The organism is Rahnella bruchi (assembly GCF_003614975.1).
GTDB lineage: Bacteria > Pseudomonadota > Gammaproteobacteria > Enterobacterales > Enterobacteriaceae > Rahnella > Rahnella bruchi.
In genome coordinates, this window is the sequence record NZ_QZWI01000013.1 from 1 (window position 1) to 16,963 (window position 16,963).

General features: G+C 51.5%; 21 protein-coding genes and 1 other annotated feature. Of the genes, 15 read left to right on the top strand and 6 right to left on the bottom strand.

The annotated features are described in order from the left end of the window. Positions 1-275: 275 nt before the first annotated feature. The 3 genes from clpB to rluD form a co-directional block, all read right to left on the bottom strand. Complete coding sequence (clpB, locus tag D5398_RS18795; protein WP_120508994.1) at positions 276-2,849, bottom strand: ATP-dependent chaperone ClpB; 2,574 nt, start codon at positions 2,847-2,849, stop codon at positions 276-278. A gap of 129 nt (positions 2,850-2,978) precedes the next feature. Continuing rightward, positions 2,979-3,716, bottom strand: a complete 738-nt coding sequence (gene yfiH, locus D5398_RS18800) for a purine nucleoside phosphorylase YfiH (RefSeq protein WP_120508995.1) — start codon at positions 3,714-3,716, stop codon at positions 2,979-2,981. Continuing rightward, positions 3,716-4,693, bottom strand: coding sequence for a 23S rRNA pseudouridine(1911/1915/1917) synthase RluD (rluD, locus tag D5398_RS18805; protein ID WP_120508996.1), 978 nt, complete (start codon positions 4,691-4,693; stop codon positions 3,716-3,718). Before rluD ends, yfiH begins: the two co-directional genes overlap by 1 nt. Positions 4,694-4,823: 130 nt before the next feature. On the opposite strand from rluD, the gene bamD reads away from it, so the two are divergent. From bamD to pheA, 3 genes are all read left to right on the top strand, one after another. Next, entirely contained in the window at positions 4,824-5,558 is a 735-nt protein-coding gene (bamD, locus tag D5398_RS18815) for an outer membrane protein assembly factor BamD (protein WP_120508997.1), read from the top strand. Between the two features lie 316 nt (positions 5,559-5,874). Next, a complete protein-coding gene (gene raiA, locus D5398_RS18820; RefSeq protein ID WP_120508998.1) occupies positions 5,875-6,216 on the top strand; it encodes a ribosome-associated translation inhibitor RaiA in 342 nt (113 codons plus the stop codon). 134 nt (positions 6,217-6,350) lie between these two features. Beyond that, positions 6,351-6,475: a sequence feature (Phe leader region), on the top strand. 53 nt (positions 6,476-6,528) lie between these two features. Then, complete coding sequence (pheA, locus tag D5398_RS18825; RefSeq protein ID WP_120134288.1) at positions 6,529-7,683, top strand: bifunctional chorismate mutase/prephenate dehydratase; 1,155 nt, start codon at positions 6,529-6,531, stop codon at positions 7,681-7,683. 61 nt (positions 7,684-7,744) lie between these two features. Here pheA and tyrA read toward each other — a convergent pair whose 3' ends face one another. From tyrA to D5398_RS18840, 3 genes are all read right to left on the bottom strand, one after another. Continuing rightward, positions 7,745-8,866: a bifunctional chorismate mutase/prephenate dehydrogenase gene (gene tyrA, locus D5398_RS18830; protein ID WP_120508999.1), complete on the bottom strand. Its 1,122-nt coding sequence runs from the start codon at positions 8,864-8,866 to the stop codon at positions 7,745-7,747. A gap of 6 nt (positions 8,867-8,872) precedes the next feature. Next, complete coding sequence (locus tag D5398_RS18835; RefSeq protein WP_120134287.1) at positions 8,873-9,949, bottom strand: 3-deoxy-7-phosphoheptulonate synthase; 1,077 nt, start codon at positions 9,947-9,949, stop codon at positions 8,873-8,875. Positions 9,950-10,238: 289 nt separating this feature from the next. Then, complete coding sequence (locus tag D5398_RS18840; RefSeq protein ID WP_120509000.1) at positions 10,239-10,829, bottom strand: phage repressor protein CI; 591 nt, start codon at positions 10,827-10,829, stop codon at positions 10,239-10,241. A gap of 132 nt (positions 10,830-10,961) precedes the next feature. On the opposite strand from D5398_RS18840, the gene D5398_RS18845 reads away from it, so the two are divergent. From D5398_RS18845 to D5398_RS18895, 12 genes are all read left to right on the top strand, one after another. Beyond that, positions 10,962-11,237, top strand: coding sequence for a hypothetical protein (locus D5398_RS18845; protein WP_120509001.1), 276 nt, complete (start codon positions 10,962-10,964; stop codon positions 11,235-11,237). Beyond that, positions 11,237-11,458, top strand: a complete 222-nt coding sequence (locus tag D5398_RS18850; protein WP_120509002.1) for a TraR/DksA C4-type zinc finger protein — start codon at positions 11,237-11,239, stop codon at positions 11,456-11,458. Before D5398_RS18845 ends, D5398_RS18850 begins: the two co-directional genes overlap by 1 nt. Before the next feature lie 93 nt (positions 11,459-11,551). Continuing rightward, positions 11,552-13,456, top strand: a complete 1,905-nt coding sequence (locus D5398_RS18855) for a replication endonuclease (RefSeq protein ID WP_120509003.1) — start codon at positions 11,552-11,554, stop codon at positions 13,454-13,456. Between the two features lie 136 nt (positions 13,457-13,592). Beyond that, positions 13,593-13,787 (top strand): hypothetical protein, encoded by a 195-nt coding sequence (locus D5398_RS18860; RefSeq protein ID WP_120134283.1) that lies wholly within the window; start codon positions 13,593-13,595, stop codon positions 13,785-13,787. Positions 13,788-13,998: 211 nt separating this feature from the next. Beyond that, complete coding sequence (locus tag D5398_RS18865; protein ID WP_120509004.1) at positions 13,999-14,202, top strand: tail protein X; 204 nt, start codon at positions 13,999-14,001, stop codon at positions 14,200-14,202. Continuing rightward, entirely contained in the window at positions 14,193-14,414 is a 222-nt protein-coding gene (locus D5398_RS18870) for an HP1 family phage holin (protein WP_120509005.1), read from the top strand. Before D5398_RS18865 ends, D5398_RS18870 begins: the two co-directional genes overlap by 10 nt. Next, on the top strand, positions 14,395-14,904 hold the full coding sequence (locus D5398_RS18875; protein ID WP_120509006.1) for a lysozyme: 510 nt from the start codon (positions 14,395-14,397) through the stop codon (positions 14,902-14,904). The genes D5398_RS18870 and D5398_RS18875 overlap by 20 nt, the downstream gene beginning before the upstream one ends. Continuing rightward, the gene (lysB, locus tag D5398_RS18880; protein ID WP_120509007.1) at positions 14,905-15,333 is read left to right on the top strand and encodes an Rz-like lysis system protein LysB; all 429 of its coding nucleotides are present in this window, start codon (positions 14,905-14,907) and stop codon (positions 15,331-15,333) included. Next, positions 15,218-15,463: an Rz1-like lysis system protein LysC gene (gene lysC / locus D5398_RS25670; protein ID WP_244216799.1), complete on the top strand. Its 246-nt coding sequence runs from the start codon at positions 15,218-15,220 to the stop codon at positions 15,461-15,463. Before lysB ends, lysC begins: the two co-directional genes overlap by 116 nt. Next, positions 15,426-15,890 carry a phage tail protein gene (locus tag D5398_RS18885; RefSeq protein WP_120509008.1) on the top strand — a complete coding sequence of 155 codons (465 nt, stop codon included), beginning with the start codon at positions 15,426-15,428 and terminating at the stop codon, positions 15,888-15,890. The genes lysC and D5398_RS18885 overlap by 38 nt, the downstream gene beginning before the upstream one ends. Before the next feature lie 81 nt (positions 15,891-15,971). Further along, on the top strand, positions 15,972-16,613 hold the full coding sequence (locus tag D5398_RS18890) for a phage baseplate assembly protein V (protein ID WP_120509009.1): 642 nt from the start codon (positions 15,972-15,974) through the stop codon (positions 16,611-16,613). Further along, positions 16,610-16,960: a GPW/gp25 family protein gene (locus D5398_RS18895; RefSeq protein WP_120509010.1), complete on the top strand. Its 351-nt coding sequence runs from the start codon at positions 16,610-16,612 to the stop codon at positions 16,958-16,960. The genes D5398_RS18890 and D5398_RS18895 overlap by 4 nt, the downstream gene beginning before the upstream one ends. Positions 16,961-16,963 lie beyond the last annotated feature (3 nt).

Consider the following 16,963-nt stretch of genomic DNA (forward strand, 5'->3'; position numbering starts at 1 on the left):
TATATTACGCTTTCCTCATTCAGTGTCAACCGTTTATTTCATTCGGTTGCCGCTGTTTTTAATCTTTCCGACCCGGTTACTTCGTGATGTTGTTCACGTTGTTCCCTGTCGATGGAGCGGCATTATAGGGAGTTCTCAGCAGGCCGCAAGGGCTAATTTCACTTTTCTTTCCAACCGCCCATAAATTCATCAAGTGAATTAATAACGAACAAAGAATGCATAAAAAACGGGCTCCGGAGTGCTCCGAAGCCCGTTTTAGTTTCTCGAAAAGCTAATTACTGTCTTGCGACGATGTGATCATTTTCCACATCAACAGTAATTGGCTTGCCAGGGATCAGCTTGCCCGACAAGATTTGCTGAGCCAGCGGGTTCTCAATCTCTTGCTGGATGGCACGTTTCAACGGACGCGCACCATAAACCGGATCGAACCCGGTATTGCCCAGCAGCTCCAGAGCCGCATCGGTCAGCGTTGCCGAGTAGCCATGTTCTTCCAGACGTTTATATAAACGTTCCAGCTGAATCTTAGCGATATTTTTAATATGCGCATGACCCAGCGGATGGAACACGACAACTTCATCTATACGGTTGATGAATTCCGGACGGAAGCTGTGCGTGACCACTTCCATAACCGAATCTTTCATCTGTGAATACGTAGCCTCACCGAAGTGCTGCTGAATAATGTCAGAACCCAGGTTAGAGGTCATGATGACCACCGTATTGCGGAAGTCGACCGTTCTGCCCTGTCCGTCTGTTAAGCGACCGTCATCCAGCACCTGTAATAAGATGTTGAACACATCCGGGTGCGCCTTCTCTACTTCATCTAACAAGATGACAGAATAAGGACGACGACGAACCGCTTCGGTCAGATAGCCACCTTCTTCATAGCCCACATAACCCGGAGGCGCACCGACCAGACGTGAAACGGAGTGTTTCTCCATAAACTCTGACATATCGATACGGACCATCGCGTCATCGCTGTTAAACAGGAATGTCGCCAGCGCTTTACACAACTCTGTTTTACCCACACCGGTCGGACCGAGGAACAGGAATGACCCGATCGGACGGTTTGGATCCGACAGTCCTGCACGGCTACGACGAATAGCGTTCGATACCGCTTCTACCGCTTCGTTCTGACCAATCACGCGGTTGTGCAGTTCTTCTTCCATACGCAGCAGTTTTTCACGTTCACTTTCCAGCATGCGTGCTACCGGAATACCGGTCCAGCGCGCCAGCACGTCGGCAATTTCCACATCTGTCACACGGTTACGCAACAGCTTCATGGTTTTACCTTCTGCCTGAGTCGCGGCTGCCAGTTGTTTCTCCAGTTCAGGGATTTTCCCGTACTGCAATTCTGACATACGACCCAGATCGCCAACGCGGCGGGCCTGCTCAAGCGTAATCTTCGCCTGCTCAAGCTCTGCTTTAATATTCTGGGTGCCGGTCAGGGAAGCTTTCTCTGCTTTCCACTCCTCTTCCAGCTCAGAATATTCACGCTCTTTCTGGTTCAGCTCGGTTTCCAGCATCTCAAGACGTTTCACACTGGCGTCATCAGACTCTTTCTTCAGCGCCTGTTGTTCCAGTTTGAGCTGGATAATGCGACGCTCGAGGCGATCCAAAGACTCCGGTTTAGAGTCCATCTGCATACGAATACTTGATGCTGCTTCATCTATAAGGTCGATCGCTTTATCCGGCAACTGACGATCCGAGATATAACGGTGTGACAACGTTGCCGCCGCCACGATAGCCGGGTCAGTAATCTGGACATGGTGATGCAGCTCATAGCGCTCTTTCAGACCACGCAAAATCGCGATGGTGTCCTCAACAGAAGGCTCGGCAACAAACACTTTCTGGAAACGACGCTCTAACGCCGCATCCTTCTCTATAAACTGACGATATTCATTTAATGTCGTCGCACCCACGCAGTGAAGCTCGCCACGCGCCAGAGCCGGTTTTAGCATATTCCCGGCATCCATCGCGCCATCGGCTTTACCCGCACCAACCATGGTGTGCAATTCGTCGATAAACAGAATGACGTTGCCTTCCTGTTTAGCCAGATCGCTCAGGAGCCCTTTCAGACGTTCTTCAAATTCACCGCGATATTTAGCACCGGCTACCAGCGCGCCCATATCTAATGAAAGCACACGTTTATTTTTCAGGCCTTCCGGCACTTCGCCATTAATGATGCGCTGGGCCAGACCTTCGGCAATCGCGGTTTTGCCGACACCAGGCTCACCAATGAGCACAGGGTTATTTTTGGTACGACGTTGCAGAACCTGAATGGTCCGGCGAATTTCTTCATCACGACCAATGACCGGATCCAGTTTGCCCTGCTCGGCACGTTCGGTCAGATCGATAGTGAATTTTTTCAATGCCTGACGTTGGTCTTCGGCATTCTGGTCATCCACTTTCTCACCTCCACGCATTTGATCGATAGCCGCAGTAATTTTTTCGGCCGTTGCACCACAGGCTTTTAACACGTCGGTTAAAGAGCCGCGGTCTTTCATCACTGCCAGAACAAAGAGTTCTGAAGAGATAAAGGTATCGGCACGTTGCTGTGCCAATTTGTCACAAAGATTTAAAACACGTACCAGTTCATTAGATGGTTGAACATCACCACCGGTACCTTCAACTTGCGGCAAACGCCCCAAAGCCTGATCAACGTCCGTGCGCAGTTTCTGGGTATCTACCCCAGCCGCAGTTAATAAAGGACGAACGGTCCCGCCTTCCTGAGTCAGCAAAGCGCTCATCAGGTGAACAGGTTCGATAAATTGATTGTCGCGCCCGAGCGCGAGTGACTGAGCATCCGCGAGGGCAAGCTGGAATTTGCTGGTAAGACGATCCAGACGCATAACACCTCCAATACTGAACAAAATTGCTACTGGAGATTAGATGAGGTCAACCCTCACATTTTCAAGGTTATCTTGACAGTATATTAGAGGACTGCTGTTATGCGCGATGGATCGTCTTGATTCGATAGGTTATATCAGCCAAATTAAACTTGCCAGCCGTCCGGTCACCCCGTCACGCCGGTAAGAGTAAAATTTGTTGCTGTCAGTCACAGTGCAATACTCACCGCCATAAATGGCAGTAATACCGGCGGCCTGTAAACGCAATCTGGCTAACTGGTATATGTCGGCCATAAATTTGGTGCCCGCAGGGGCAAAAGCAACGGATGCATTACTGTTCACCGCCATAAAGGCTTCGCGTACTTCCACGCCGACTTCAAAATGTGCAGGGCCGATTGCCGGTCCCATCCACGCCATGATATCTGCGGGAGCGGCATCAAAACACGCAACCGTATTTTCCAACACGCCTGCGCGCAATCCCCGCCAGCCCGCATGCGCTGCTGCCACTTCATCGCCGTATTTACTGCAAAACAGTACCGGCAGGCAGTCCGCTGTCATTGCTGCACAGACAACATCCGGCTCGCGGGTATAGGCCGCATCGGCAATCAGTGGAGGAATAGCGGCAGTTTGCGATGATAAATGAACTACGTCGGTGCCATGAACCTGTTCCAGCCAGTGTGGCGCAGCGGGCAGACCGCCCAGCTCGATTAACCGCTGACGGTTCAAAGCAACATGTTCAGGAGAATCCCCGACGTGGCTGCCGAGGTTTAGCGCGCCGTAAGGAGGCAAACTGACGCCTCCTTCGCGGGTTGTTGCACATGACCGCACCGATGCCGGTTGCGGCCACTGAGGCTGAATTAACGCGCTCATTACCAGTTCATCTGGTCCTTGAACTCTTCGGTATCCGCTTTGAGCGCCGTGATCAGGTCAACCATATCCTGAGGAAGTGGCGCATGCCATTCCATCTGAATACCGGTTACCGGATGATAAAGACGCAGCATGGTCGCATGAAGAGCCTGACGATCAAAACCGCGCAGCATGTTGATAAATGCTTCGGAAGCGCCTTTCGGCAGACGCGGACGGCCACCATAAAGCTGATCGCCCAACAAAGGATGATTGATGTGTGCCATATGAACACGGATCTGGTGTGTACGGCCAGATTCCAGACGCAGACGCAGACGCGTATGAGCACGGAAATGCTCCATAATGCGATAGTGCGTGGTCGCTGGTTTACCCGTCGGGTGAACCGCCATATGCGTACGCTTGGTGGAATGGCGCGCAATCGGCTCATTCACTGTGCCGCCTGCCGTCATTGTACCAATAGCGACGGCTTCATATTCACGGGTAATTTCGCGAGCCTGAAGTGCAGTCACCAGATGCGTTTGCGCAGGGACTGACTTCGCGACGACCATCAGACCCGTGGTATCTTTATCGAGACGGTGGACTATGCCGCAGCGCGGAACATCAATGATTGCCGGATAATAATGCAGCAATGCATTCAGTACCGTGCCATCAGGATTACCGGCGCCCGGATGAACAACCAGATCGCGGGGTTTATTGATGACTAAAATATCGTTATCTTCATAAACGATATCTAAAGGGATATCTTGTGGCAGCCAACGCGCTTCTTCTTCAATTTGCGCATCGATTGCGATAGCCTCGCCACCCAACACTTTTTCTTTTGGTTTGGTCACTTTTTTGCCGTTGACCGTGACCCTGTCTTCAAGGATCCAATCTTTTATGCGGGATCTTGAATAATCAGGGAACAATTCGGCCAAAGCCTGATCTAACCGTTGACCGAGTTGAGATTCGGCCACCGTTGCGGTGAGTTGTACTTGTTGTGCCATATGCAGCTTCTTGGTTAACGTTGGGTTTTCACGGCGATGCCGTTTAAAATAATGTGCTATTGTAGCTGGTCTTTGTCGGGAGCTTAACGGACAGTCTCCCAGAATAACACCTGAGGATAATCAAAACGTCATGACGCGTGTGAAATATCTGGTGGCAGCAGCCACGTTGAGCCTGGCGCTGGTCGGTTGCTCCAGTTCCAAAGAAACGGTTCCCGATAACCCGCCTAACGTCCTTTATGCCACTGCCCAGCAAAAGCTGCAGGACGGTAACTTTAAAGGCGCGATTGCGCAATTAGAAGCGCTGGATAACCGCTATCCGTTTGGGCCTTACTCGCAGCAAGTTCAGTTAGATCTGATTTATGCCTATTACAAGTCTGCTGACTTGCCTATGGCTCAGGCTTCTATTGATCGCTTTATGCGTCTGAACCCAACCCATCCAAACATTGACTACGTCATGTATATGCGTGGTTTAACGGATATGGCGTTGGATGACAGTGCGCTGCAAGGATTCTTCGGTGTTGATCGTTCAGACCGTGATCCGCAGCATGCACGTGCAGCATTCCGCGATTTCAGCCAGCTGATCCACACGTATCCAAACAGCCAGTACGCCACTGACGCGACTAAACGTTTGGTATTCCTGAAAGATCGTTTGGCGAAATACGAGCTGTCAGTGGTGCAATACTACACTAAACGCGGTGCTTACGTCGCTGTTGTTAACCGTGTTGAGCAAATGCTGAAAGATTACCCGGATACGAAAGCGACAAATGACGCGCTGCCGTTGATGGAAAGTGCCTATCGTGAACTGCAGCTGAACAACCAGGCTGATAAAGTGGCGAAAATTATTGCGGCTAATAACGCAGCATAATTTTAAAATGTCCGTATACACAAACGGTAGCTCAGGCTGCCGTTTTTTTTGGCTTTGATTCAGGAAAAGTCAGAGAAAAGTTAACGTGATGAGGGAAAAGACAGGCTGAAAACCGCAGAAGATAATGCACTGATCCCATCAATCATGCCCGCTCCTGAGCGAAGTCTCAAGGCCTTTCCCGCCATTAATTACCCTGCGTCACATAAACTTCAAAGTTGACAAAAAGTGACAAAAAACCGTGGTTTTGGGCAGGCATTTCATAAAAAAGGCTGGTATGTTGGATTCATCGGAGACGGAAATAAGAGAGGTAAGTCATATGACAGTCAACATTACCAGCAAACAAATGGACATCACCGCCGCGATTCGTGAACACATCGAAGGCCGTCTGAAAAAACTGGATAAATGGCAAACTCAGCTCATTAACCCGCACATAATCCTGTCGAAAGAACCTCAGGGATTTGTCGCCGATGCGACCATCAGTACACCAAATGGAAAACTGGTTGCCAGCGCTACGCATGATGATATGTACGCTGCGATTAACGAAATGACCAGTAAACTTGAGCGTCAGCTCAACAAAGCGCAACACAAAGGTGAAGCCCGCCGTGCAGAATCCGGCGTCAAAGAACTCAATCTGGAACCGGTGCAGGAAGAGGAATAACCGGCTTATCGGAAAGGCAGTTCACAACGCGCTCACAGGAGCGCGTTTTTTGTATCCTGAGGAAATTTTATTGACACAGGGAAAACCCAGCGGTTACTTTAAGACTCTGCTCAAACTTATGGAAACAACGCATACATGAACGCCCGTCTGTTTTTCTTCGCATTCTTTTTTACCTTCCCCTGATTGGGAGGCGTTTCGTCGCGAAAGAATGAATGCGAAGACGAACAACAAAGCCTCCTGAAAAGGGGGCTTTTTTTATGCCTGCGCTTTATACATTTTGCTGAAAGAAAGAACATCTAAAAGGGTAATAACATGACCGAGAACTCATTACTGGCTCTGCGCGAACGCATCAGCGCATTAGACCTGAAACTGCTGGCCCTGCTGGCAGAGCGACGCACGATGGCCATTGAAGTCGCGCAATCCAAAATGCACTCTCATCGCCCTATCCGCGACAAAGAACGTGAAATTGAACTGATTAACGCACTGATTCAGGAAGGAAAAAAACAGGGGCTGGACGGTCATTACATCACCCGTGTTTATCAGCTGATCATTGAAGATTCCGTTCTGACCCAGCAGGCTCTCCTCCAGCAACATCTGAATAAAACCCCTTCCGATTCCGCCCGTATCGCCTTCCTCGGCCCGAAAGGTTCCTATTCACATCTTGCTGCGCGCCAGTTTGCCGCCCGACATTTCGAACAGTTCATCGAGTGTGGCTGCCAGAAATTCCAGGATATCTTCTCTCAGGTAGAAACCGGTCAGGCCGATTACGCAGTATTGCCAATTGAAAATACCAGCTCCGGCTCAATCAATGACGTCTACGATCTGCTGCAACACACCAGCCTGTCGATTGTTGGCGAGCTGACCAATCCTATCAATCATTGCGTGCTGGTCGCGACAGACACTGATTTGTCCCAGATTCAGACGGTTTACAGCCATCCGCAGCCTTTCCAGCAATGCAGCCAGTTCATCAACCGTTTCCCTCACTGGAAGATTGAATATTGCGAAAGCACTGCGGCGGCGATGGAGAAAGTGGCAGCCGCCAATTCTCCGCATGTGGCAGCGCTGGGCAGCGAAGCCGGTGGCGCGCTGTATAAACTGCAGGTGCTGGAACATAATCTGGCGAACCAGCAGGAAAACATCACCCGCTTTATTATTCTGGCACGCAAAGCGATTGAAGTGACGGATCAGGTTCCGGCCAAAACCACGCTGATTATGGCGACCGGCCAGCAGGCAGGCGCGCTGGTAAATGCGCTCCTGGTGCTGCGCGAGCAGGGCATTATTATGACCAAACTGGAGTCTCGCCCGATTAACGGCAATCCGTGGGAAGAGATGTTTTATATCGATGTGCAGGCCAACCTGCGCTCAGAGGAGATGAAAAAGGCACTGAAGGATCTGGCTCCTATCACTCGCTCTCTGAAAGTGCTCGGCTGTTATCCAAGCGAAAACGTCGTCTCTGTCGATCTGTAACTTCGCAAACAAAAAAGGCGCTGCACACAATGGCAGCGCCCTTTTCTCATTTCCGGATAACTTACTTACGGTTATCGTTAGCCTGTCTCAACAACGCACCACTCTCTTTCAGGAAGCGTGGCGCATAATCGCCAAACCAGTGTTCAACCTTTCTGAATTTATCGATAAAGGCCTGTTTATCACCGCTTTCCAGCAGAGCAAGCGCGTCACCAAAACGCTGATAGTAACGTTTGATCAGCGCCAGATTACTTTCTGAAGACATAATAATGTCAGCATAAAGCTGTGGATCCTGCGCAAACAGTCGTCCGACCATCGCCAGTTCGAGACGGTAAATCGGGGAAGACAACGCCAGTAACTGCTCAATTTGCACGTTCTCTTCAGACAAATGCAAACCGTAAGCAAATGTCGCGAAGTGGCGCAGCGCCTGAATGAACGCCATATTCTGGTCATGCTCAACGGCACTGATTTTATGCAGCCGTGCGCCCCAAACCTGCAACTGCTCAAGCAGCCACTGATACGCCTGTGGTTCTCGGCCATCACAGTACACCACAACCTGTTTTGCCAGGCTGCTGACATCAGGACCAAACATCGGATGCAGACCAAGAACCGGGCCTTCATGCACTGCCAGCATCGCCTGCAAAGGACGGTTTTTTACCGACGCCAGATCCACCAGAATACAGTCATCCTGCAACTTCGGCAGACGAGCGATCACTTCTTCGGTCAGGTGGATTGGCACGCTGACAATCACCATTCCGGCATCGCCAAGCAATGTTTCTGCCTGCGGCCAGTCTTCCTGTTCCAGCACTTTCACCTGGTAACCGGAAAGCTCCAGCAAACGGGTGAAGAGACGCCCCATCTGCCCGTTGCCGCCGATAATCACCACCGGACGCAACGCCGGATGCAACGTTTTGAAGCCTTTGTCGTTTTCGCTTGAGTAGGACTCACGCATCACGCGGCGCAATACGTCTTCAATCAGGTCCGGCGGAACACCGAGGTTTTGCGCTTCCTGACGTCGTGAAGCTAGCATCGCGGCTTCACGTTCAGGCACATAAATCGGTAAACCATAACGGCTTTTCACTTCCCCGACTTCAGCCACCAGCGCAAGACGCCGTGATAAGAGATCTAACAACGCTTTATCAACGTCGTCGATCTGATCGCGTAGCGCGTTAAGTTCTGCCACCATAAAAACTTACTCTCCTGCGATTCGTGCCGCCAGCGCATCGCCCAGTTCCTGATGCATCTTACGCAGCAGGTCTTCAGTTGTTTCCCAGTTAATACATGCATCCGTAACAGACACACCGTATTTCATTTCTGAACGTGGTTGTTCAGAAGACTGGCTGCCTTCGTTCAGATGACTTTCCAGCATCAGCCCCGTGATAGAGCGGTTACCGGCTTTAATCTGATCGATGACAGACTGAGCCACAACAGGCTGGCGACGATAGTCTTTGTTTGAGTTACCGTGACTGCAATCTATCATCAAGGAAGGACGGAGTCCCGCGCCGGTCATCTGTTTTTCACAAGCCTGAACGTCCTGCTCGCTGTAATTTGGAGTTTTACCGCCACGCAAAATCACATGCCCGTCCGGGTTACCCTGAGTCTGCAACAGACAAACCTGCCCGGCCTGATTGATGCCAACAAAACGGTGAGCCATTTCAGCGGCACGCATGGCGTTGATCGCCGTACCCAGGCTGCCGTCAGTGCCGTTTTTGAAGCCGACCGGCATTGAAAGGCCAGATGCCATTTCACGGTGAGTCTGAGATTCGGTAGTACGCGCGCCGATTGCTGACCAGCTGAACAGATCGCCTAAGTATTGCGGGCTGTTCGGATCCAGCGCTTCTGTTGCCAGCGGCAAACCCATGCCAACCAGCTGCAGCAGCAAATCACGGGCAATGTGCAGACCCGCTTCCACATCAAACGTACCGTCCATGTGCGGATCGTTAATCAGCCCTTTCCAGCCAACAGTGGTGCGCGGTTTTTCAAAGTAAACACGCATCACGATGTATAAACGGTCGCTCAATTCAGCAGCCAGTGTTTTCAGGTGACGCGCGTAATCGAGCGCTGCATCAACGTCATGAATAGAACAAGGACCACATACCACCAGAAGACGAGGGTCACGACCATGGACAATATCGGCGATGGTTTTGCGTGCTTCTGAAATGCTGTTTTCATCGCTGACGCTCAATGGAAAACGGTTTTTCAGCTCTTCAGGAGTGATAAGGATTTGTTCAGCAGTGATGTGAACATTATTCAGGGCGTCTTTTTGCATGATCGTGTTCCGCTATAAGGAAAATGGGCTGCCACTGAGGCATCTGCGGACAACATTAACACAGCACGTAAACTTATCAAGCCTTAGTTGTAAACTAAACATTACCAATATACCACCATCATGCATTTAATGGAAAGTTAAGTTTACAATTAGAGCGTGTCAGCCAAAGGACGTGTACCGTAAATGTTACATACGGGTGAGCAGGGAAAGACACGGGAATTCAGGACAAGGGGAAAAGGATGGGGCACAAAATGCCCTCAGCAGCAGGGTGCTGCCGAGGAAACGAAATTTACAGGTTACGATCCAGAGTAATAAATACCTGCCCTAAAGCAGCCACTTCATCCACGCCGCATTCGAAATGACTTTCCTGACGCGTGACGCTCAGGCGGTTACCGGGAATACGGGCCACATCATAAATATCCAGATCACCATCGATATCCAGCAACCAGCGTCCATTGCCCGGATGCGTGCTGCCCAGATCGATAATCCAGGAATGATGACCTTTAACGACATAAGCCGGCTGAGTCAGCGAGCCATCAAGCAGCGAAGGATCAACAGACCAGACACCTTCTTCTTCCAGCGCACCGCCGCGTAATCTCAACTTTTTAAGCTGGCGGATATCACCGGACGCTGCCGCACCTGAAAGAGCCGAATCCTGCATGTTACCTTTCCCTGTCGCCAGCCAGCGTAATGAGACACCGGTGTCCAGCGCACACGCCACGACCACATCGCCGGGGAAGTAATCTCTTCGTACCCAGGTACTTATCGTTCCAGATGACAAACCGTACAGATCCCCCAGTTCCTTCTGCATGCTAAAGCCGTAAGCCTGAAGCATCCGCGTCAGAACAGCTTTTCCACCTTCAAGTTCATCTAATTGCATCTGGCGAAAACCCCTGAATCTGTAAATGTCATCTTGACAACTCGCAAATGCAAGTTTAGATTGATTATGTAATGTACCGACAGGCGACCATGATACCAAATTTACGGCGCCGTGGAGAAATAAGGAGACGCGATGTTTTTAGGAACAGAGCAGCAGCGCCAGACCGGACTGCGCCATATTGCTCATCTGAAGAAAATCTATTTCGCTCAGACTAACAATCCGGCTGAGGTTATTTTTGATCAGGCCGGTGATAAATGGAAACTCACATTATGTTTTCATGCCGGTCTTAAACGCCATCATAGCTTAATGACCTATTCACAATTAAATGATGAGGAAAAAATGAAAATAACGCAGGCATTATTATCACTTCGCCATTTCACGGCAATATTTAAAGGAGAACTTTACTGATGGCAGACTGGATAGATGAATCACAGGAATATCAGTTAAAAATTCTCGAAGCGCAGATCTCGCAGGCAATCCGCACGCAGCCTGCGCCGTCAGCCTTCGTCTGTGTGGATTGTGATACTCCCATTGCACAGCTACGCAGAAAAATCATTCCCGGTGTACAGCGATGCATTGAATGCCAGGAAATAGTGGAAATTAAAAGAAAGAATTATCGCCCCGTATAAACCCTCGAATTAGCATCGTTCAAACTCACCTCCACGCTGGAAATAACATTATTTCCGGAAGGAATTCTATATTCTTATTTTCGGAAAACGTTTATGTCAGAGAATATATTCACCCAAAGTTCTCCACCGCCCTTACCGGTTTTTGACAGGACTTCCGGGCAATCTTTCACAGGCAAATGGTGGTGGAATGCCGCGCGCCCTGCGCTAAACAGTCCGCTGGAGAAGCCTCTTACCCATGATTTCTGTCTGCGCCAGCAAACCGCCCTTTCCCGTCTGACGACGCTGCCCCGTTGTCTGCGTGCGCCGTTACACCAGCGGTATACTTTTTTGCTCGAAACCAAAGGAGTTCGAGCGGCAGTTAATTTTCTGATGACGTTTTTTACACAACGTTTGTGGCCGCGTATTCAGCAAGTGAATGCACGGAATAGACTGAATCGTCAGATCTCGCAAAAACTACTCCCGGAAGAAGAAATCTTTAACCGTCTGCCTGACCTTAATGATGACAGTCTGAAAAGACTGGCCAGCAAGCTGGCTGTGCATATGCAAGATGCCTTTGAATATCACTGCGAACGCTGGCTGCAAAGCCGGCCTGAAGATCCCGACGTATTATTGCAGGACAGCACGCAGCGCGAGATTTACGGGCATATCGCGGCGATGGCGCTGTCGTGCCGCGTGCAGCCCCTTTACTGGCAGGCGTGGAAAAAAGACCGCATGACCGCGCATTCTGCCGTCGCCAGCATTTCACGGCTGGTCAGCGGCGACTGGTGGGAAAAACAGTTACGTTCAAAGCAGCGTTTGTGGCGCGAGGCCCTGATGATTGCCTGTGGTTATGTCAGCCGCGCAACATCGCCTTACGCCAGCAAAAATGCCATCCGTGATGTGGTATCACGCCGCTTATCCGCCATTAATTACCTGAAGCAATGCCAGCTCGAAAATGTCGAATCCGGCGAGACTCTGAGCCTGCTGGAGACCGTATTAGCCAGCATTTCTAACCCCAAACTTCGCCGTATGGAGCTGATGACGCTGATCGCGGGTGTCGAAGATGTCGCTGACCAGCAGCGCGATTGCGGCCTGTTTATCACCCTGACCACGCCTTCAAAATATCATCCGCTGAAAACCACCGGTGCCGGATCCTCTCCTCTTTTTAATAAGAAATGGGATCAGCACGCTTTTAATCCTAAAGATGCGCAGCGCTATCTGGTCGCCGTCTGGGCAAAAATCCGCACCACCTTTAAAGACCGGAACCTCAAAGTGTACGGTGTGCGCGTCGTCGAACCGCATCACGACGGTACGCCGCACTGGCACATGATGTTATTCACGCCACCGGAACAGCAGCAGAAAGTGACCGAGGTTATGCGCCGTTATGCTCTGGAAGAAGACCCCGACGAACCGGGAGCTGCGGATTCACGCTTCAATTGCAAACCGCTCAACCGTGGCGGTGCGGCCGGATATATCGCGAAATATGTCGCCAAGAACATTGATGGTTACGCTCTGGATGGCGAAACGGATTTTGACTCCGGCCGCTTACTGACAGATGTCGCCACGGCGGTGACTTCCTGGGCATCGACATGGCGGATCCCGCAGTTTCACGCGATTGGCATCCCGTCGGTAGGGGCCTGGCGGGAATGCAGACGGATCAGGGAGCAGAGCCTGAGCCACCGTTTTGATATACAGGTTGAGCAAGTTCGCAGCGCCGCCGACCAGGGGGATTTTGCCGGTTATATTCAGGCGCAGGGCGGCATACATATTCCGCGAAAAGAGCAAACGGTTCGCGTTGCACGCCAGATCAGTGGGGAAACGAATGCCTACGGTGAGCCCCGTAACAAAGTGGTCGGCATTTACGCCCCGCACCTTGGCGCCTCGCTTATTTTCCTGACACATACCGAACAGTGGCGAATAGTCCGTCACCGGCCTTCTTCAGCAGAAAGGCAGGCGACTCGCCTGCCTTGGAGTTCTGTCAATAACTGTGGATCGCCTTCCGACGGAGATAATCCGTAGTCACCACAAAAACCGTGCCAATAAAAATTCATACATAAATTCAAGCAATTATATTTTTTAAAATGGCCTGAGTGTTGACGTATTAGATCAATTAAAGAATACTGTATATAAACACAGTATCTGGCGAGGGGAGAAAATGGAAAACCTGACTAAACAACAGCTAACGTTGTCCAGGATACAATTGATCGCAGACATATCGCAGACGGCACAATGCAATCCAAAAGAATTTCTGGTCGTAATGTCGCTTATCTCAGAGCTGGCCAGCCAGGCGCTGACTGACGAAAATCAGGCCGCGGTCTGCTACAACGGGAGTACTGACGACGCTCACTGATTGCCAGATCCTGCGGCGGTAGTAATCAACACTGTTGGCGCTTGCCCGACCGGTTTTTATCCGGACAAAGCGCCCCGCCATCTCCCTGTCTGATTTGTATGATTCTCTGTTGTGCCAGTCGTTTCACATCCCTTCCAGATTGCCGCTCCGTTCCCTATTGCGCAGACTTAACTCATCGACTGACTTCCTCACTCACTCGCGGAGAAAACCCATGAAAGTCTATGCACAACAGGGCGATACCCTCGATTCCCTATGCTGGCGCTATTACCACCGCACCGCCGCAGTGGTCGAAAAAGTCTACGCCGCCAATAAAGGCATCGCCGATTTAGGCCCGTTATTACCACATGGCACAGCCATCGAATTGCCTGACATCGCAGAACAACCGGTTCAGGAAGCGATCAAATTATGGGACTGAATACTGAACGGATCAGTTCCGGCTGCGCCTATTTTATTGCCACCTCGCTGACCTGGCTCGCCAGCATGACCTCGCAGGATGTCGCCTTTATGGTCGGCTCAGCCGTCGGTGTCGGTACGTTTCTGATCAACTGGTATTACCGGCGCAAAAGCTATCAGTTGCTGGTACGCAGTGGTCTGAGCAAAGACACCTATGAAAATCTCAACTCTTAAACGCTGTAGCGCCGCCGTCGTTTTGGGGCTGATGGCGGCATTGCCGGGTTACCTGTCGTTGCAGGTGTCGGAAGACGGATTGCGGCTGATCACTGATTTTGAAGGCTGTCAGTTGCAACCCTACCAGTGCAGCGCCGGCGTATGGACCAGCGGTATCGGCCACACGGCAGGCGTTAAACCGGCACAGCCCATTACCGAACATCAGGCAGCGGAAAACCTGCTGGCAGATATTCAGCAGACAGAACGCACCGTAAAAAAGTGTATGCCGGTGACGATGCCGCAGCCGGTTTTTGATGCCGTCGTGTCATTCAGTTTTAACGTCGGTACCGGTGCTGCCTGTAAATCCACGCTGGCGTTTTTCATCAATCATCAAAAATGGCAACAAGCCTGCGACCAGTTGCCGCGCTGGGTTTTCGTTAATGGTGAACGTAACCGCGGACTGGAACGCAGGCGAAATGATGAACGAACCGTCTGCCTGAAAGGAGTCTGAATGCGCCTGTTACCGACACTTCTGGCTGGGATGGTTTTACTGGTCGCCATTCTGTTGCTTTCCAATCGCTCATTACAGCACGACCTCAACATTGTCGGGCTGCAACGCGACACCCTGACGGTTCAGCTGCAACAGCGGGAACAGCTGATTACTGCCCTGAATCAGCAAATGCGCCAGCGCGAGCAGGCTGAACTGGCGTTACGCGAAGACCTGAGTACCGCCAACCAGGTGATGCAAAACCGTGAAAAGCAAAGGCAGAGGAGCCTCCATGAAAATCTGCAAACCCGTCAGTGGGCTGGTACCGGGCTGCCTGATGATATTAGCCGGCTGCACCAGCGCCCCGCCTTCAGCTCCGCCAGCGATTATTTACGTTGGCTGTCCACCGGTCAGCTCATGCCCGATACCGACCAGCAAACCCGTAACAAATGAAGATCTGAGTGCCGACATTCTCCAGCTGGAATCAGCGCTGACGGACTGCGGCTTACAAATTGAAGCCATTAAAAAGTGTCAGGAGGCACAACATGCAAAAACCAATCCAGCTGCAGCAACGGCTCATTGAACAGGTGCCGCTGCTCGCAGCCTCGCCGGACAAACTGGTGATTGCCACCGGCGCAGGCCAGATAGTCGCGACGTCTGCCGCTTCACTTTCATTTGAATATCGTTATCCGCTGACGCTGACCGTCAGGGATGACGCAGTTCTCAGCGAAGCACTTGTCGACCAAATGGTAGTGGTTATTCTCGACTGGATGCAGGTTAATCAGCCCGAAATTCTCGGGAACGCGGTAAACCGGCCCAGTGATTTCACCTTTACTCAGCAGGAGAAAACCCTGGTACTGACGCTGCAACTGACTGAGCGCGTCCAGGTTTCCGGGGAAGAAGATGTGCGCACCATCATTCATCTGCCTGAACCGCCACTGCCGGAGAACGTGTCGTTGCCACGTCAGGTTTATCTCAACGGAGAACTGATCAGCAGCTGGACGGTATGACCCGGTAAACCTTGTTGTGTCAGCCGCGGCCGAACGGTCACCGGTTGTCGCTCAACCCTCTGAAACGGCATCCTTTATCCCATGAATACGACTCTTCAACTCAACGACATAATGCGGCTGATTGGCAATCTGGTGCGCATCGGTAAGGTCTCAGAACTGGATCTGACCAACGCCCGTTGCCGCGTCTTGACGGGCAGCAACGTGACGGCCTGGCTGCCGTGGATGACGCACCGCGCTGGCCGTACGCGCAGCTGGTGGGCGCCTTCCGTCGGTGAGCAGGTTTTGCTGCTCTCGATGGGCGGAGAACTGAACACTGCATTCGTTTTACCGGCGGTATTCTCCGATGCCTCACCCGCGCCATCAGCTTCGCCAGACGCCCTTCATCTGGCCTTCCCGGACGGCGCCGTTTTTGAATACGAACCGGCACAAAGCGCCCTGAAAGTGACAGGCATAAAAACCGCCGTGATTAACGCCTCCCAGAAGGTTGAGGTCACGGCACCCGAAATCCGCTGTACCGCCAGCACGCGCATTACGCTCGATACGCCGGAAGTGGTTTGCACCAGCAAACTGATCACCGGCTCCCTTGAAGTTAAACAAGGCGGCACACTGACCGGCAACTTAACCCACAGCGGCGGCAGCCTGACATCCAACGGCATCGTTGTGCACACTCACCGACACAGCGGTGTTCAGACCGGCGGTGGTCAGACAGGAGGCCCGCAATGAGTAACCCGAAATACCTGGGGATGGACAGAAACAGCGGTTTGGCCATCGAAGATCTCGACCACATCCGCCAGTCCGTCAGCGACATTTTAAATACGCCGGTGGGTTCCAGAGTAATGCGCCGCAATTACGGCTCTTTGCTTTCTGAGCTGATTGACCAGCCGCAAAACGGCGCGCTGCAGCTACAGATGATGGCCGTGTGCTACACCGCCCTGTTGCAGTGGGAACCCCGCGTTTCACTGACAGCTATCACTTTCGACACCGGTTATGACGGCAAGATGGTGATTGAACTGACCGGAAGCCGTAACGATACGGCGACGGATTTTTCCCTGAATATTCCTGTGAGCTGACAC

Coding starts and splice junctions, on each gene's coding strand:
- clpB (WP_120508994.1), bottom strand. CDS start 2,849: ATGCGTCTGGATCGTCTTACCAGCAAATTCCAGCTTGCCCTCGCGGAT.
- yfiH (WP_120508995.1), bottom strand. CDS start 3,716: ATGAGCGCGTTAATTCAGCCTCAGTGGCCGCAACCGGCATCGGTGCGG.
- rluD (WP_120508996.1), bottom strand. CDS start 4,693: ATGGCACAACAAGTACAACTCACCGCAACGGTGGCCGAATCTCAACTC.
- bamD (WP_120508997.1), top strand. CDS start 4,824: ATGACGCGTGTGAAATATCTGGTGGCAGCAGCCACGTTGAGCCTGGCG.
- raiA (WP_120508998.1), top strand. CDS start 5,875: ATGACAGTCAACATTACCAGCAAACAAATGGACATCACCGCCGCGATT.
- pheA (WP_120134288.1), top strand. CDS start 6,529: ATGACCGAGAACTCATTACTGGCTCTGCGCGAACGCATCAGCGCATTA.
- tyrA (WP_120508999.1), bottom strand. CDS start 8,866: ATGGTGGCAGAACTTAACGCGCTACGCGATCAGATCGACGACGTTGAT.
- D5398_RS18835 (WP_120134287.1), bottom strand. CDS start 9,949: ATGCAAAAAGACGCCCTGAATAATGTTCACATCACTGCTGAACAAATC.
- D5398_RS18840 (WP_120509000.1), bottom strand. CDS start 10,829: ATGCAATTAGATGAACTTGAAGGTGGAAAAGCTGTTCTGACGCGGATG.
- D5398_RS18845 (WP_120509001.1), top strand. CDS start 10,962: ATGTTTTTAGGAACAGAGCAGCAGCGCCAGACCGGACTGCGCCATATT.
- D5398_RS18850 (WP_120509002.1), top strand. CDS start 11,237: ATGGCAGACTGGATAGATGAATCACAGGAATATCAGTTAAAAATTCTC.
- D5398_RS18855 (WP_120509003.1), top strand. CDS start 11,552: ATGTCAGAGAATATATTCACCCAAAGTTCTCCACCGCCCTTACCGGTT.
- D5398_RS18860 (WP_120134283.1), top strand. CDS start 13,593: ATGGAAAACCTGACTAAACAACAGCTAACGTTGTCCAGGATACAATTG.
- D5398_RS18865 (WP_120509004.1), top strand. CDS start 13,999: ATGAAAGTCTATGCACAACAGGGCGATACCCTCGATTCCCTATGCTGG.
- D5398_RS18870 (WP_120509005.1), top strand. CDS start 14,193: ATGGGACTGAATACTGAACGGATCAGTTCCGGCTGCGCCTATTTTATT.
- D5398_RS18875 (WP_120509006.1), top strand. CDS start 14,395: ATGAAAATCTCAACTCTTAAACGCTGTAGCGCCGCCGTCGTTTTGGGG.
- lysB (WP_120509007.1), top strand. CDS start 14,905: ATGCGCCTGTTACCGACACTTCTGGCTGGGATGGTTTTACTGGTCGCC.
- lysC (WP_244216799.1), top strand. CDS start 15,218: ATGATATTAGCCGGCTGCACCAGCGCCCCGCCTTCAGCTCCGCCAGCG.
- D5398_RS18885 (WP_120509008.1), top strand. CDS start 15,426: ATGCAAAAACCAATCCAGCTGCAGCAACGGCTCATTGAACAGGTGCCG.
- D5398_RS18890 (WP_120509009.1), top strand. CDS start 15,972: ATGAATACGACTCTTCAACTCAACGACATAATGCGGCTGATTGGCAAT.
- D5398_RS18895 (WP_120509010.1), top strand. CDS start 16,610: ATGAGTAACCCGAAATACCTGGGGATGGACAGAAACAGCGGTTTGGCC.